The organism is Methanocaldococcus bathoardescens (assembly GCF_000739065.1).
GTDB lineage: Archaea > AGJL01 > Methanococci > Methanococcales > Methanocaldococcaceae > Methanocaldococcus > Methanocaldococcus bathoardescens.
The window spans coordinates 113,717-129,572 of record NZ_CP009149.1; the positions used below are offsets into that span (position 1 = coordinate 113,717).

General features: G+C 29.7%; 20 protein-coding genes. 4 read left to right on the plus strand and 16 right to left on the minus strand.

What is annotated here, in order from left to right:
• Window positions 1-42: 42 nt before the first annotated feature.
• The 10 genes from JH146_RS00600 to ilvC form a co-directional block, all read right to left on the minus strand.
• A complete protein-coding gene (locus tag JH146_RS00600; protein WP_048201185.1) occupies window positions 43-438 on the minus strand; it encodes a Zn-ribbon domain-containing OB-fold protein in 396 nt (131 codons plus the stop codon).
• A gap of 164 nt (window positions 439-602) precedes the next feature.
• Window positions 603-776: a CooT family nickel-binding protein gene (locus JH146_RS00605; protein WP_081874500.1), complete on the minus strand. Its 174-nt coding sequence runs from the start codon at window positions 774-776 to the stop codon at window positions 603-605.
• Between the two features lie 5 nt (window positions 777-781).
• A complete protein-coding gene (locus JH146_RS08685; protein WP_048201187.1) occupies window positions 782-970 on the minus strand; it encodes a hypothetical protein in 189 nt (62 codons plus the stop codon).
• On the minus strand, window positions 967-1,194 hold the full coding sequence (locus JH146_RS00615) for a hypothetical protein (RefSeq protein WP_153232477.1): 228 nt from the start codon (window positions 1,192-1,194) through the stop codon (window positions 967-969). The genes JH146_RS08685 and JH146_RS00615 overlap by 4 nt, the downstream gene beginning before the upstream one ends.
• A 13-nt stretch (window positions 1,195-1,207) precedes the next feature.
• Window positions 1,208-2,386 (minus strand): thiolase domain-containing protein, encoded by a 1,179-nt coding sequence (locus tag JH146_RS00620; protein ID WP_048201189.1) that lies wholly within the window; start codon window positions 2,384-2,386, stop codon window positions 1,208-1,210.
• The gene (hepT, locus tag JH146_RS00625; RefSeq protein WP_048201190.1) at window positions 2,383-2,763 is read right to left on the minus strand and encodes a type VII toxin-antitoxin system HepT family RNase toxin; all 381 of its coding nucleotides are present in this window, start codon (window positions 2,761-2,763) and stop codon (window positions 2,383-2,385) included. Before hepT ends, JH146_RS00620 begins: the two co-directional genes overlap by 4 nt.
• A gap of 72 nt (window positions 2,764-2,835) precedes the next feature.
• Window positions 2,836-3,258: a nucleotidyltransferase domain-containing protein gene (locus JH146_RS00630; RefSeq protein WP_048201191.1), complete on the minus strand. Its 423-nt coding sequence runs from the start codon at window positions 3,256-3,258 to the stop codon at window positions 2,836-2,838.
• 5 nt (window positions 3,259-3,263) lie between these two features.
• The gene (locus JH146_RS00635; RefSeq protein WP_048201192.1) at window positions 3,264-4,301 is read right to left on the minus strand and encodes a hydroxymethylglutaryl-CoA synthase; all 1,038 of its coding nucleotides are present in this window, start codon (window positions 4,299-4,301) and stop codon (window positions 3,264-3,266) included.
• Window positions 4,302-4,317: 16 nt separating this feature from the next.
• On the minus strand, window positions 4,318-5,013 hold the full coding sequence (locus tag JH146_RS00640; protein ID WP_048201193.1) for a helix-turn-helix domain-containing protein: 696 nt from the start codon (window positions 5,011-5,013) through the stop codon (window positions 4,318-4,320).
• A 122-nt stretch (window positions 5,014-5,135) separates the two neighbouring features.
• The gene (gene ilvC, locus JH146_RS00645; RefSeq protein ID WP_048201194.1) at window positions 5,136-6,128 is read right to left on the minus strand and encodes a ketol-acid reductoisomerase; all 993 of its coding nucleotides are present in this window, start codon (window positions 6,126-6,128) and stop codon (window positions 5,136-5,138) included.
• 232 nt (window positions 6,129-6,360) lie between these two features.
• On the opposite strand from ilvC, the gene JH146_RS00650 reads away from it, so the two are divergent.
• A complete protein-coding gene (locus JH146_RS00650) occupies window positions 6,361-8,643 on the plus strand; it encodes an AAA family ATPase (RefSeq protein WP_153232478.1) in 2,283 nt (760 codons plus the stop codon).
• A gap of 16 nt (window positions 8,644-8,659) precedes the next feature.
• Window positions 8,660-9,922: a multifunctional 5'-deoxyadenosine/S-adenosyl-L-homocysteine/5'-methylthioadenosine deaminase gene (dadD, locus tag JH146_RS00655; protein WP_048201195.1), complete on the plus strand. Its 1,263-nt coding sequence runs from the start codon at window positions 8,660-8,662 to the stop codon at window positions 9,920-9,922.
• A 2-nt stretch (window positions 9,923-9,924) separates the two neighbouring features.
• Here dadD and JH146_RS00660 read toward each other — a convergent pair whose 3' ends face one another.
• The 3 genes from JH146_RS00660 to pstK all read right to left on the minus strand — a co-directional run bounded on the left by JH146_RS00660 (window position 9,925) and on the right by pstK (window position 11,485).
• The gene (locus JH146_RS00660; protein WP_048201196.1) at window positions 9,925-10,335 is read right to left on the minus strand and encodes a hypothetical protein; all 411 of its coding nucleotides are present in this window, start codon (window positions 10,333-10,335) and stop codon (window positions 9,925-9,927) included.
• A 12-nt stretch (window positions 10,336-10,347) separates the two neighbouring features.
• Window positions 10,348-10,665, minus strand: coding sequence for a hypothetical protein (locus JH146_RS00665; RefSeq protein ID WP_048201197.1), 318 nt, complete (start codon window positions 10,663-10,665; stop codon window positions 10,348-10,350).
• Window positions 10,666-10,738: 73 nt separating this feature from the next.
• Window positions 10,739-11,485, minus strand: a complete 747-nt coding sequence (pstK, locus tag JH146_RS00670) for an L-seryl-tRNA(Sec) kinase (protein WP_048201198.1) — start codon at window positions 11,483-11,485, stop codon at window positions 10,739-10,741.
• A 100-nt stretch (window positions 11,486-11,585) separates the two neighbouring features.
• On the opposite strand from pstK, the gene JH146_RS00675 reads away from it, so the two are divergent.
• Window positions 11,586-12,578: a hypothetical protein gene (locus JH146_RS00675; RefSeq protein WP_048202557.1), complete on the plus strand. Its 993-nt coding sequence runs from the start codon at window positions 11,586-11,588 to the stop codon at window positions 12,576-12,578.
• 12 nt (window positions 12,579-12,590) lie between these two features.
• Entirely contained in the window at window positions 12,591-13,496 is a 906-nt protein-coding gene (gene trxR / locus JH146_RS00680) for a F420-dependent thioredoxin reductase (RefSeq protein ID WP_048201199.1), read from the plus strand.
• A 135-nt stretch (window positions 13,497-13,631) separates the two neighbouring features.
• Here the strand turns inward: trxR and JH146_RS00685 are convergent, their stop codons facing one another.
• The 3 genes from JH146_RS00685 to mer form a co-directional block, all read right to left on the minus strand.
• Window positions 13,632-14,333: a hypothetical protein gene (locus JH146_RS00685; protein ID WP_236953666.1), complete on the minus strand. Its 702-nt coding sequence runs from the start codon at window positions 14,331-14,333 to the stop codon at window positions 13,632-13,634.
• Window positions 14,334-14,378: 45 nt separating this feature from the next.
• A complete protein-coding gene (locus tag JH146_RS08895) occupies window positions 14,379-14,513 on the minus strand; it encodes a hypothetical protein (protein WP_257719647.1) in 135 nt (44 codons plus the stop codon).
• Window positions 14,514-14,581: 68 nt separating this feature from the next.
• Window positions 14,582-15,577: a 5,10-methylenetetrahydromethanopterin reductase gene (mer, locus tag JH146_RS00690; RefSeq protein ID WP_048201200.1), complete on the minus strand. Its 996-nt coding sequence runs from the start codon at window positions 15,575-15,577 to the stop codon at window positions 14,582-14,584.
• Between the last annotated feature and the right edge of the window lie 279 nt (window positions 15,578-15,856).

Here is a 15,856-nt window from a genome sequence, read left to right on the forward strand (position 1 = left end):
GCATAAATTATAATTAAAAAATAAAAAATCAAAAATTAAAATTTAATTTTCAACAGGTCTAAACTTATAACCATAAGTTATAACTCCATCATCTCCATCTTCTTTAATTCTTCTAAATACTGCCTCAACAGGCATGCCAATATAAACATCTTCTGGCTTGCAATCTACTATCTGCCCAGTTATTCTTGCTCCTTCTTCTAACTCAATTATTGCTATTACATAAGGGGATTGTTTCTCAAAATCTTTTGGGGCTACATGAACAACAGAGTATGTATAAACTTTCCCCTTTCCACTTAATTTTATTTCTTCAAACTCTGTCTTTCTTCTACACTTTGGACATATTTCCCTTGAAGGGAAATAAACTGTCCCACAATTCTTACATCTAACTCCAATTAAGTTATATCTCTCCCTTATATGCCTCCAACTTCTAACAACCATATCCATCCCTCTAAAAATTATTAAATTACTTATTTACCTTCAATAAATATCTTATTCCCATTGAAACTTTTAGAAAAAGTTTCATCAAAATGGATGCATCACCTCACTACGTTCGGTGATGCCTCTTAGCTTAGCTACTAATCATAGAGATGATATTTTCGAATTCATCCTTCAATGAATATCTTATTTTCATTTAAGTCAATTTTTTTAATCTCTCCAACGAATTCTTTTTTCTCTCCAAATAAATCAATGGCTATAATTTTATCTCCTTCTTTTTCTACAATCATGACATCTTCCATAACTAACTCTCCATTAAAGTATAAATTGCAACTGCACATAACCATCAGCTCGCATCCTGTTCTTCTTCAACATCAATCTCTATAGCTCCATCTTCATAACCATAAAGTTCATAGATTTTTGATGAGATATATAAATCTATGAGCATAACTAATCTACATTCTCCTCCAACCCACATTATACATCTATCTTTTTTACAAATTCCTTTAATAAATGGGCAGAATTTCTCTGTCAATCTCTCACGTTTTTATTTTTATTAAATGGCAAATATGGGATATTTAATCTAATTTTTTTATATATTATAAACCCTATTATAAACAAACAACCAAATATTATTGTTGAAACCCACAGAAATATTGTCAGCCCATCAAATAGATAATACTCAATAATAAAATCAAATATTATGAATAAAATACTTCCTATTATTAAAGTAAGCGCTTCTTTTTTAATTTTGTTCATAATCTCAGCCCAATTATTTTTTATCAGACAAAATATGAACACAAACTGTTCCTCCAGTTCCTCCAACATTTACAGTAATTCCATATCCATTTTTAATCTCAACTTGTCTATCTTTAACTTCTTTATCCTGCTTTAACTGCCAGTAAATTTCTCCAACTTGTCTAATTCCTGTTGCCCCTAAAGCGTGTCCTGCAGCTTTTAATCCACCACTTGGATTTATTGTTGGGAATTCATCATAATCAATAGCTATTTTTTTATCATAAACAACTTTTCCTGCCTCTCCTTTTTTGCAGAAACCAAGCTCTTCCATTAATATTAAACCATTTATAGCAAAGCAATCATGGACTTCAGCAACATCTATATCTTTTGGCTCTATATTTGCCATTTTATATGCTTTTTCACTTGCTACTCTTGCAGCTTTTAAGCTTGTTATGCTCTCTCTACTGTGTAAAGCAATTGTATCTGATGCCTGAACACTTGCTTTAATATAGATGATATCATCACTACTAACAAACTCCTTAGCTTTCTCTGCTTCACATACTATAAGGGCAGCTGCACCATCTGAGACTGGTGAGCAGTGTAATAATCTTAAAGGCTCAGCAACCGGTGAAGAGTTAAGAACTTGCTCCAATGTAACTTTAAATGGAAATTGGGCATATCTGTTCTTTGAAGCGTTTTCATGCATAATAACGCTCCACATTGATAACTCTTCTAAGGTTAAACCATACTCATACATATATCTTTGAGCCATCATCGCATACAGTGAAGGAAAAGTAGCTCCAAATAACGCTTCCCACTCTTGGTCTGAAGCTGATGATATTGCTGAAGTTGCATCAACAACATCAGTCATTTTTTCTACTCCACCAACTAATACAACATCACTCGCCCCACTCGCTACATTTAAAACCGCTTGCCTTAAAGCTAAGCTACCAGATGCACATGCAGCTTCAACTCTTGTTGAAGGTATTGGGTTTAGACCAGCATGCTCAGCTATCAATGAAGCTATATGCTCCTGCCCAACAAACAAACCAGCACTCATATTTCCAACATACATCTCATCTATATCCTTCCCATCTATACCTGCTGATTCAACTGCCTTAACACCGGCTTCAACAATTAAACTTCTAAAACTTCTTTCCCACAATTCACCAAACTTTGTTTGTCCATATCCAATAATTGCAACGTCTCTCATTCTTCCACCTTTTCATAAAACTCAATGAGTTTAATTATTATTTCATAGAGTTCATCAATTCTTTTTAATCCCTCTTTTACAACTTCAAGATTCAATTTATCGTATTTATGGACAATAGCATTTCTAAGCCCGTTATATTGTTTTAGTAGAGTTGCTTCATCTTTTGTAATAACCTTATGATTTAAAAGTTTCTCAATGTTTGTATAATCATCTTCAACATTCAATCCAATATCTTTAATAAGCATAGCTACAACATCCATTGCAACATCAACACACACTTGAAGAGAATATAATAAAGCTCTTTTTGTAACTTCATCCTCAATTTCATGTTCTTTTATGAAATAATATTCTTCCTCAAACTTTTCAAGCTTTTCCAATAGGACTTTCGCAGTTTATATATTTATTAAGGAATTTTGATGCCGAAGGCATCATTATGTCAGTAGAACAATTTATTCCTGCGAAAGTCCTATTCCAAGTATCTCTTCTTTCTTTGCATTAAATCTCCTCCTTAGCATAACCTTTTCCCTAACGCTTTTGAATTGATTTTCCCTAATTCTCTTTTCCATATCTCCCCAAATTTTTCTAAATTTGTAGAAATACTCTGAAAGCTCTAATTCATTTCCCCAAATAACCTTATGGTTTTTTATAACGTCAATTTTTATATACAAAGGAAGCTCTTCAAAGATTTTTATATCGTATTTATTTCCCAATTTTCCTAAGATTTCCACATAAGTGTTTTTATCAACTCCTACTAAGCATATATCAATATCACTTCTTTTTGTGTATTTATTTTTTGCATAAGAGCCATATAGCAGAATCCCAAACACTCTATCCTTAAATTCTTCAAAGTCTTTCTTTATTTTTTCAATCATATTGCTCACATCTTAATCTTCTTTCTAAATTTAGCATATAATGCATAATCAATGTATTCTTTTCTTTCTAAATAATAAGCAGTTCTTGGGGCTTTGTCTTTAACTTTGTTTATTCTATCAGTTACTGTTATATCAAAGGCATCGCTCCCTGCCCCACTTCCATAGGAAACAGCTAAAATTCTCTCTCCACCTTCACAGTTATCTAATACATTTGATAATCCTAAAGGAACAGCTCCTGAGTAAGTGTTTCCAATATAAGGGGTTAATAATCCAACTTTATACTGCTCCTCTTTAAATCCTAAAATCTTAGCAACTCTAACGTAGAATTTTCCATTTGGTTGATGGAATACACAATAATCATAATCTTCTGGCTTTGTTCCCATTTTTTCCATTAATCCTTTAGCTGCATTAATTACATGTCTAAAGTAAGCTGGCTCCCCTGTAAATCTTCCTCCATGTCTTGGATATGGCTTCCCCTCCCTTCTCCAAAAATCAGGGGTGTCGGTTGTGTAAGAATAAGTGCCATTAAATTCGGCAATAACATTTGATTTTCCTATTATGTATGCTGCCCCACCAGCTGCTGCTGTGTATTCTAAAGCATCTCCTGGGGCTCCTTGTGCTGTATCTGCCCCAATAGCTAATCCATATTTAATTAAACCACTCTCAACCAATCCCATACACATCTGAATTCCTGCAGTTCCAGCTTTACATGCAAACTCTAAATCTGCAGCTGTTAGCTCTGGTGTAGCGTCAATTGCTTCAGCAACTATTGTAGCTGTTGGTTTTACAGCATAAGGATGACTCTCACTTCCAACATAAACTGCCTCAATATCTTTTGGATTTATTCCAGCTCTTTTTAATGCATTTCTTGCCGCTTCAACAGCTATAGTTGCAGTATCTTCATCTAAGCTTGGAACTGCTTTCTCATAAACTAAAAGCCCTTTTTTTATTGATTCAGGGTCTTTATTCCATACTCTTGCTATTTCTTCAACCTTTATTCTATATTTTGGAATATATGCTCCATAACCAACAATACCAGCCATAATTTTCACCAAAATTTTATTTTATTTCATTTAATCTTTTTATAAGTTCTTTCGTATCTAAGTGAGTTGTTATTAATGGAATATTATCAATCTCAGCCAATTTTAAAGCTAAACTGTCTATTTTCTCTTTATTTATCCCTTGCAGAACAACAACCCTTGGCTTCATTACACTAACTCTAACAGCAACCATTGGGCTTCTTCCAGTTGAGACATTTGTAAATATTAAAGCTCTTTCAGTAGTCCATCCATATAAATGATAAAAATCATCTCCTGTCATCTCCAATATTGCCTTTATACTATCAACAACTGTATGCCCATATATTGGTGTCTCTAAGTTGTCTCCAACAACGATTTCTCCATTGATAACTTCTACGAATCTTTCGAGTGTTATTGGATTTTCATACTCTTTTATTGATAAAATTGCTTTCATTGAAGGGCTTTTGTCTAAAATTCTCTTTAATGCTTTTATTGTTTGTCCTCCCTTCTCTTTATCTATCTCTATTAAAGCTAAAACATACTTTTTTATAATATTTACTCCAGGATTTTTTCTTCTTCCAACTTCATAATCGCTTATAACTGATGGTGAGACGTTTAGGTATTTAGCCAACTCAATCTGTTGGATGTTAAATAAATTTCTCCATTTTTTTAACGCCTTTCCAGTATTTTCAGCTAAAACAATATCCCCTATAATGTATATGGCTACTTTCTCCATATTAATCACAAATAAAAGATAGATATTAATGATTATATAAAGTTTTTGATTTTGTTGAAATGAATTATGTTTATTGTCGAATGATTAATTTAAAAAAATAAAAAGATTAAAATTCTAAAAATTTATTCTTTCTCTAATCCACACATCTTTCTCAACTCTTTACCAACTTTTTCAATTAAATGCTCTTTTTCTAATCTTCTTAAAGCATTTAATTGAGGAGCTCCAGCAACATTCTCTAAGCTCCATTCTTTTGCGAATTTACCTTCTTGTATTTCTTTTAATATTTCTTTCATTGCCTTTCTTGACTCTTCATTTATGACTCTTGCTCTTCTTGTTAATCCTCCATACTCAGCAGTGTTTGAAACGTTTTCCCACATTCCTTGTAATCCTTTCTGGTAGATTAAATCAACAATTAACTTTAACTCGTGACATGTTTCAAAGTAAGCCATTTCTGGAGCATAACCAGCTTCAACTAATGTTTCAAATGCAGCTTTAATTAATTCAGTAACTCCCCCACATAAAACAACCTGCTCTCCAAATAAATCTGTCTCTGTCTCTTCTCTAAATGTTGTTTGTATTACCCCAACTCTTGTCAATCCAATACCTTTAGCCATTCCTAAAGCTATCTGCAAAGCATCTCCTGTGTAATCTCTCTCAACAGCAACCAATCCAGGAACTCCAAATCCTTCTTCATAAGTTTTTCTAACCATTGCTCCTGGGCTTTTTGGAGCAACCATTGTTATATTAACATTCTCTGGCGGTCTTATTAAACCATAGTGGATATTGTATCCATGAGAGAAGCTTATTGTTTTTCCTTCTGTTAAGTAAGGCTCAATCTGCTTTTTATAAACTGCTGGTTGAGCTTCATCTGGTATTAATATGTGGATGATGTCTGCTTTCTCAGCAGCTTCTTCAATTGTCATGACTGTGTGTCCATCTTTAATTGCCTTGTTCCATGATGCCCCATTAGGCCTTAAACCAACTATAACATTTAATCCACTATCTTTCATGTTCAATGCCTGAGCTCTTCCTTGACTTCCATAACCAATAACTGCTATAGTTTTATCTTTAACTGCATCGAATGTTACATCCTTATCGTAGAATATTTTAACCATTTCTACCACCACAAGACAATTTTTTATTTAAATGTCGCTACATCTATTAACTGCTAAATAATATTTTAAGGTTTTCGGTTAATTTGCAATTATGGGGATTTATAAGTATAACGAATAATTTAAATACTATTAAAATTTAGAAATAAAATATTATAGAAGAAAATAGACAAAAATTTAAAACTATAGTTATTCATTATTTTAAAAATTGTTAAAATTTACATGGTGAAATACAATCTTTGGTCCTAATAATGCGGGGAAAACAAATTTGTTTAGGGTTTTAAAATTACTAAAAAATATTATAAACAATAGAGTATCTTCCACTGATTTAGAGACGCATCTATATGATAAAAATAAAAAAACAGCAAAAATAAATGTAGAGGTTTTGTTTGATGAGAGTGATAAAGAAATAATATCGAAATTTCTTAGAATTTTCTTTAAAATAAATAGTCCTGAAATTATAAAGCTGTGTAATTACCTAAAATTAAATGTTATGGATAATATTACAAACTACTTTTCAGAAGGGAGGTATATATGGGAATGTTCTGAATTATATTGTAGAGAGCCATATTTTATACTTAGATTGAGAAATTTGGAAGAAGATATGGAAAAAATAATAAATTACTTAAAAGAACGAGAGCTAACTGAAATTACTACAGATTTGATTGACCACAGTAAAGTTATACAAGAATTGGGCCATGAAGTTGAGGTCATAAAGCTTACGAATGATTTAAAGAATATTATAACCTCATCAGTTAATGCACTGTTATCAACCTATAGAGAAAATAAAGAACTATACTTTAGCACTTTGATTAATGGGGAAGAAATCATTACTCAATTAATTGGTGAAAAAGATACATTAATAAAAGAATTTTTAGAAAATTTTGGAAAGTATGTTGATTATATTATGAAGTTGAAAATGGATGAAAATATATTGAGGGCATTTATCGTCTTATTATCTTTAAATGAGCTTTTAATTAATAGGATGTCAATTGATATTGATAAGGTTTTAGAATACATTAAGAAAAATCCTTGGGATATGGAAATAATCAAATATCTACAAGAAATAGTTGAATTTTGTGAAATAAATTACAATAATAAAAAAATTTCATTGAATGATGTACTATTAAAAATATATGAAAATGGCATAATATGCTACGAGTATAACCATTTAGAAGAGCTAAAATTGGGGATTCCAAATTCTAAATTTGCTGAACTCTTTAAATGTTTGTTTGAAAATAAAAATAAAAATAAAGAAAGTAACATAAAATTAATGAAAATATTAAGAGCTTCTGAAAAGAAAGGATTATATTTGGGGATTCCACCAGAAAACTGGGTTTCTAATTATCTATTTTACCTAAAAAATAACATAAATCCAAAGTTAAGGGAAAGATATATAAAAATTAAAAAAATGTTTGAATACATATTTAGAGATGAAAATCTTAGTTTTGACTCAATTTTAATTAACAATAGGCCAGATATTGCAGTATATTCAAAAGACTTTGAAATTCCTATAAGTATGGTAGGATTAGGGGTAAAAAAGATTTTAGAAATATTAACTCTAATATTTGGTTATGAAGGGAAAGTAATTTTGCTTGAAACTCCATCGGGACATCTTCATCCAAAGTATCAAAAGAGGTTAGTAAAAATTTTTAAAAATCAAAATATTGAATCACAAATATTTGTAATTACGTATTCCCCTTACTTTATAAATGGAATGTCTATCAATAATACGTTTAGATTTTATAAAAGGGGGGAGAAATCTACAAGATCTATTCGAATAAAAGATATAATAGAAAAATTAGAAAAAATGTATGGTCATAAATACATTATTGACTCTCACATTAAGAGAATGTTTTTATCAGATGCTGTAATTCTTATGAGCACTAATATACTAAATCTTACAATAACAGATTTAGTAGAATTAGCAGAAGCCCCTGTTGATGAATATATTATTGAAACGATATATTTGAGAAATATAAAATCCTATAAAGACTATTTAAGCTTATTAGAATTTATGAAAATTCCGTACATTCTGATATTTAGTGAGTGGGATATCTATAGTTTATATAAAAAAGAAGTATTTAAAGAACATGATGGGTTGAAAATAAGATATAAACTATTAGATGAAGGGAAATATCCAAGAGAAATAGAGGCTTATCTAAAATTTTTTGAGAATAAGCATCCATTTTGGTTATCTAAAGAAGAATTTGAATCAATAGTGAAAGATTATATTGAAACTATAGAAAATCATAGAAAAGAACTTAAAAGAAAAGGTTATAATATATTAACAACTTACGAAGATGTTGCTAAATATTGTATAAATCCATTAAAGGAAAAATTAGATAACATCATTAGAGAAAAACTCTTTATATTTACATATCCTGAATCTTTAGAGATGATATTGGTTAATAAAGATAAAATAAAGCATCCGGTTGAAAAGACACCTTATGAAAAGTCTGAAATAAAAAGATTTAAAGAATTTTTTGAATACTTCATTAAATATCACCAATTGTAATTAAAAAGGTGAAACAGTGATATTAATAAAAGATGCATTTGTAAATGGAAAAAGGCAGGATATATTAATTGAAGGAAATAAAATAAAAAAGATAGGAGAGGTTAAAAAAGAAGAGATAGAGAATGCTGAAATTATAGATGGAAAAAACAAGATAGCCATCCCTGGGTTGATAAATACACACACCCATATACCAATGACTTTATTTAGGGGAGTTGCTGACGACTTACCTTTAATGGAGTGGTTAAATAACTATATCTGGCCTATGGAGGCAAAGTTGAATGAAGAAATTGTTTATTGGGGAACTTTATTGGGATGTATAGAGATGGTTAGAAGTGGAACAACAACATTCAACGATATGTATTTCTTCTTAGAGGGGATTGCTAAGGCTGTAGATGAGAGCGGAATGAGGGCTGTTTTAGCTTACGGAATGATTGACTTATTTGATGAAGAAAAAAGAGAGAAAGAGATTAAAAATGCTGAGAAATATATAAATTATATAAATAGCTTAAATAACAGCAGAATAATGCCTGCTTTAGGACCTCATGCACCATATACATGCTCTAAAGAGCTTTTAATGGAGGTTAATAGTTTAGCTAAAAAATATAACGTCCCTATCCATATACACATGAATGAAACTTTGGATGAGATTAAAATGGTTAAAGAGAAAACAGGTATGGAACCTTTTGTTTATCTAAATTCATTTGGTTTCTTTGATGGTGTTAGAGTTATAACTGCCCACTGCGTGCATTTAACAGATGAAGAGATTAAAATAATGAAAGAAAAAAACATAAACGTCTCTCACAACCCAATTAGCAACTTAAAATTAGCTTCTGGAATAGCCCCAATTCCAAAGCTTTTGAATGAGGGAATAAACATTACCTTAGGAACTGATGGTTGTGGAAGTAACAATAACTTAAACTTATTTGAAGAGATAAAAGTATCTGCAATCTTACATAAGGGGGTTAATTTAAATCCAACTGTTGTTAAAGCAGAAACTGCATTTAACTTTGCCACTAAAAATGGGGCTAAGGCATTGAATATAAAAGCTGGAGAGATAAAAGAAGGATATTTAGCAGATATTGTTTTAATAAACTTGGATAAACCTTACTTATATCCAAAAGAGAATATAATGTCTCATTTAGTTTATGCGTTTAATGGCTTTGTGGATGATGTTATCATAGATGGAAATATAGTTATGAGGGATGGAAAGATTTTAACTGTTGATGAAGAAAAGGTCTATGAAAAAGCTGAAGAAATGTATGAAATATTGAGAAGCTAATTTTAATCTTTAAATTCATTTAACATTTTTATCAATAACCACTTATTAACAATTTTTATATTTTTTAAAATTATCCCACCTTTTGCATCATAGCCAAAAATTAAGATATCTTCCCCGTTATATTTCAAAATAAATGTCTTTTTTTCTTTCACTAAAATCTCAGCTATTTTTGAAATTTCTGATAAAAAAGATTTTAAATCATCAATTTTCTCTAAAAAACTTTTTAACTTTCCGTTCTCTGATTTTGGAGAAATTGTTTCTATAATTTTCTTTAGTGATTTTATATTCTCAATATCCAATATAATGTAATCCCTACTAATCACTAAAGAAAAAATATTGGTTAATGTTACCTCTAAACTACCTTCTTTTATCAATCTCTGAAATAAAAATAGATAATTTAGATTATTAAGCAAAATCTCACTTGTTTATTCTTTTTTCTCTTTCTTTAATGGAACAATTTTTAAACCAACTTCACCGTCAATGGTTAATTTATTAAATACAATCTTAACTTCGCTTCCACTACCTTCTAAGACTTTAGCTATTTTTTCAACATCTACATTAACTTTAGGTAATTTACCTTTAACTTCATCTAATAATTTTAACATCTCTTCAACTTTTTCCTTTGAAACTACATCTTTCTTTTCTTTTAAATTATTTAAGAAGTTAGTTATTTTTTCTATCTTTTCTGCAATTTCTTTAGGAACTTCAATTTTTATTTCTTTAACTTCCTTACCTTCTGACATATTAATCCCCCACGATTTTTATTAGTTGTAATCAATTATTTAATCTTGGTTATATTTAAAGGTATCTATTTGTTCAATAGTTATCAAGTATATTTTTAAATTCTTTTAAGGCATTGTCAACATCAATATCTTCTATCTTTTTTATTTTCCTTAAGAATTCTTTTCTTAGCTCTATAATATCTTTAATCTTATCTTTACTAAATTTACATGATTTTATATATTCACTTACGATTTTTCTCGTTTCTTTATCAATTTTATCAAAAATATTATCGTTTTTATTTTTATTTTCATCTTCAATATAAAACTTAGGAATTTCTTTACTTTTTTCAATTAATTTTTTAGCAATATTTTCTAAATCAATATCTTTTGTCGTATCTATTATTAAAAACGGTTCATCCCATTTATATTTTTTCCCTGGTTCATCAAACTTTTCATACATCTTTTTAATTACTTCATTTGGTATCTTTTCCCCTCTCTCAATATTCCTTTTAATTAAAACATCTAAAGGAGCTTTTAAATATATTATAGCATAATTTTTGTTGTATTTTTTGGCTATATTTATTAAATCCCTTCTCATTGAGTTGTAATAATTGGTGTCGTCAACAATAACCCAATAGTTTTTTAAGGCATTATCTATTAAGTTATGTGTTGTTTTTCTAATAAATTCTTCATATTTTTCTTTCCAAATTGGAAAACTCTCTCTAATCAAATCACTTCCTAAGATTATAATGTCAATGTTATTTTTACTCAAAACCTTTGCCAAATTCTTTGAGAATGTTGATTTCCCAACCCCTGGCAGTCCTGTTAAAATGATTAACATGATATCCCCCAAACTTATTTTTAGGGTAAAATATAAATATGAGGAAGTCAATAATAGTGTATAGATGTGGCACAATCAAGGTGATAGCGTGAGCTTATCAATGAATTTAAAATTATGTAATTATCACAACTGTAACTGCAATATTGGAGAGGAATATTATAATCACACTTATCCTCAATTTTGGAATAGAGTTATTGAGAAGTATAAGCTCAATAGAATAATTTCTTATGATTTCACTTCCTTGCCTTATTATAGATTTGTGGGAATGGTTGGAGATTTTATTTCAAAGAATATCACAACAGGACCTTGCCTATTAACACCAAAAGAAATTAGAAAGCTCAACCCTAATATAGATTTTGAAGAAGTTAAGAAGATGTTTTTAAGACATCCAACATTTGAAGATTATGTATCAGTGGCTATTGAGACAAATAAGGGATATAAAAACCACATAATAATTGAAACTTACGAATATGCAAAACTTGTTGAATATAAGACAAAAATACCTTTTGAGGAGGCATTAAAATTAACTAAACTCAGTGCAAAGAACTTTAAAAAATACTACAAAAAGAAAGTTAAGGCAAAATATTATCTAACGCACAAAAAATCATTTGATAGAAGGTTGAGAGAACTTTGTAATGAGTATTACAAATATTACTTAGAAAATGCAAACATTTCAAAGAAAGGGAAGGAAATAATAAAAAACAATCCTGAAGAATCAACTTGGTTGAGGATTAAAGTTTCATTCCTTCCAGAGGCAATAAATAAAGATAACTCTACAATAGTTGAGCCAGTTTCAAGTATTGAGGGAATGTTATTAGCTCACAAAATTTCAGAAGTTAGTGGAATTGTTGTTAGAAGTCCACCAACTTTAAATTTAAAACCAATTATGAATGAAGGAAATGAGAACGAGATATTTTACTTAAACAATGATATAGAGGAAGAAATAAAAAAACTAACTTATGGAACAAGAACAAAGTGGGGATGCTCATTGTATCACAACCTTTTATTCCTAAATTCCCCAATATGTTGCAACAAAAATTGCGAAGAGTGTTTAGAAATCTTTATAAATAAAATTAAAAATATTAAAAATTAATGGGGTGAAAAAATGATTTATGACACAATAATTATTGGTGCTGGACCTGGGGGATTAACCGCTGGGATATACGCTATGAGAGGTAAGTTAAACGCCATATGTATAGAAAAAGAAAATGCTGGGGGGAGGATTGCTGAAGCTGGAATTGTTGAAAACTATCCTGGATTTGAAGAGATTAGAGGATATGAATTAGCTGAAAAATTTAAAAATCATGCTGAAAAGTTTAAACTACCTATAGTGTATGATGAAGTTGTTAAAATAGAAACTAAAGAGAGACCATTTAAGGTTATAACAAAAAATTCTGAGTATTTAACTAAAACTATAGTTATAGCAACTGGAACAAGGTCCAAAAAACTTGGTTTAAATGAAGATAAGTTTGTTGGTAAAGGAGTTAGTTACTGCACAATGTGTGATGCCTTCTTCTATTTAAATAAGGAAGTTATAGTTATTGGAAGGGACACTCCAGCAATAATGAGTGCTATAAATTTAAAAGACATCGCTAAAAAGGTTATTGTAATTACGGATAAATCAGAGTTAAAAGCTGCTGAGCCAATAATGTTAGATAAGCTTAAAGAAGCTAATAACGTTGAAATAATATACAATGCTAAACCATTAGAAATTATTGGAGAAGAAAGAGCAGAAGGAGTTAAAATATCAGTTGATGGAAAGGAAGAAATAATAAAGGCAGATGGGATATTTATAAGCTTAGGACATGTTCCAAATACTGAGTTTTTAAAAGATAGTGAAATAGAATTGGATAAAAAAGGATTTGTTAAAACAGATGAAAATTGTAAGACAAATATAGATGGAATTTATGCTGTAGGAGATGTTAGGGGAGGGATTATGCAGGTAGCAAAAGCTGTAGGAGATGGATGTGTAGCTATGGCAAATATTATTAAATACCTGCAAAAATTATAAAAAATTAATAATTTTTAGCATAAAAATTAATTATTTTAACTATTTTGTGTTAAAGGAATATCATAGGACTTTCGCAGTTTATATATTAATTTGGCACTTAGATGCCTTTAGGCATCAATTTTCATTAATAAATATTTATTCCTGCGAAAGTCCTATGTCATAAACAATATCTCCTATTTTAAAGTTTAATCTTAAATCCTCTATGTTATCTGGTTTTTTGAATATCCAATATCCTTCAATTTCTTGATTAATTCCAATTTCTATTTCATCAATCCCTCCAATTTTCCAATATTTTTCATTTCCAGAAACTAAACACACTTCTGTAGGGGCAAATTTGTATGTGTCGGAATTTAAGTTTTTGGCTATAAAATCAACTCTAAATACTTTTTCAATTTTATTAGTTTGGTTATTATAAACTCTGTAATAACCAAATTCTTTTACAATGAATTTTATTCCCACATCATCTCTAAATTCTTCTATATTAGTTTTTATTGAGTTTTCATGATATTCTTTTTCAAAGATTTCTTTCATTTCTTTTTCTGAATATCTTTCAATTGTTCCATAGGTTGTTTTTGATATCTTTATGTTGTTATACTCATAAGTCAATACAAATTTTGCATTACTATAAAAGCCCTTAATTTTTGGTAATTCAATCTCATAGTAATAATTTGCTTTCATAGGAAGCTCGTTAATATCATAAGTTTTTTTAAACAACAAACCACTATCATCAAATATCTCTAATATAACTTTTCCACTATTAACTTTTGCTAAACTGCCATTTTCATAGGTTAATGCAAACTGAATTTTTGTTTTATTACCTTCTTTTACAATATACATATATTTTATTTCTTTTATTTTATTTAATTGCTCTTTTTCAGTTTTTTAAATTAAACTTTCATTATCTAATGGTTTATTTGTTTCAATATTATTTATTTCATTATTTACATTTGTTGTTTTATTTGTAGTGCATCCACATAGCAAAACAGCAATTATAAAAATAAAAAATAGCTTTTTCATAACTTTCACCTCACAAAAATAAATAAAAAAAGAAAAAATTTAGAGAGTGATTTTATTTATCATCTAATTTACTCTTTTAATGCTGGAATTATCTTCTTACCAATTAATTTAATTGCTGTTTCTTTGTTTGGTCCAATTGGTGAACCAGCAACGATTTGTGTAACTCCCATTTCAGCTAATTTCTTACACTTCTCAACAACATCATCTGGTGTTCCGTAGATTGAGAATGCTTCTAACATAGCATCGTCAACTGTTCCAAATGCTGTTCCAAAGTCCCCTTTCTTCAATGCTTCTCTTATCTTCTCAACTTTTTCCACATCAATTCCATGTCTCTCTAAGACAACTGGTGGTGAACCTGCAGCAATGAAAGCAACAACTGGAACTGCTGCTTGCTTAGCTTTTTCTGCATTTTTATCAACTGACATACATGCATAAGCAGCAACATCAATTTCATCCATACTTCTTCCAGCAGCTTCAGCTCCCTTCTTAATTAATGGAATTGCTGCTTCAAAGTCTTTTGGATTTGATGCGTTAATTAAAACTCCATCAGCAATCATACCTGCTGTTTCTAACATCTTTGGTCCTTGTGCTCCAACATAAACAGGAACTTTCTTTTGAATTGGTTTTACAGCTAAAGCAGCTCCTGCAACTTTAACAACTTTTCCTTCAAATGAAACTCTCTCTCCAGCTAATAATTTTCTCATAACTTCAATTGACTCTTTTAATGTTGTAACTGGCTTAACCCACTCAATTCCTAAAGCATCGAATGTTGCTTTATCTCCTGGACCAATACCTAAAACAGCTCTTCCCCCTGATATTTCATCTAATGTTGCAATAGCTGATGCTGTTATTGCTGGATTTCTAACGTACGGGTTTGTAACTCCTGGCCCCAATTTTATTTTGTTTGTGTTCATTGCGATAGCTGTTAAAGCCATGTATACGTTTCTGTTGTTGTAGTGGTCTGTAATCCAACAGTACTCAAACCCATTATCTTCAGCTAACTTAACATAGTAACAGAGTTTTTGTATTGGTTCGTTTGGGACAAATTCAATACCAAATTTCACAATCTCACCCTTGGTTTTTTGTTATTAATAACAATTACTATATTATCATTTTATGGTAGTAATTAAGTTTTCTATTTACCACAAATCGAAAAATATTTATAGAGGTAAAAATTTTTGATAGGGGGTATTAATTTATAAGAAAATATTTAACTCTAAGAAAAAATGTTTAAATGTCAAAAACCATTTAAATAATATAAATAATATTTAGGAAGTTTATCACAATTTTGTGATTCTTCAAATCATCATCTTAATTCTAATCATATTTCATATTATAAGCTT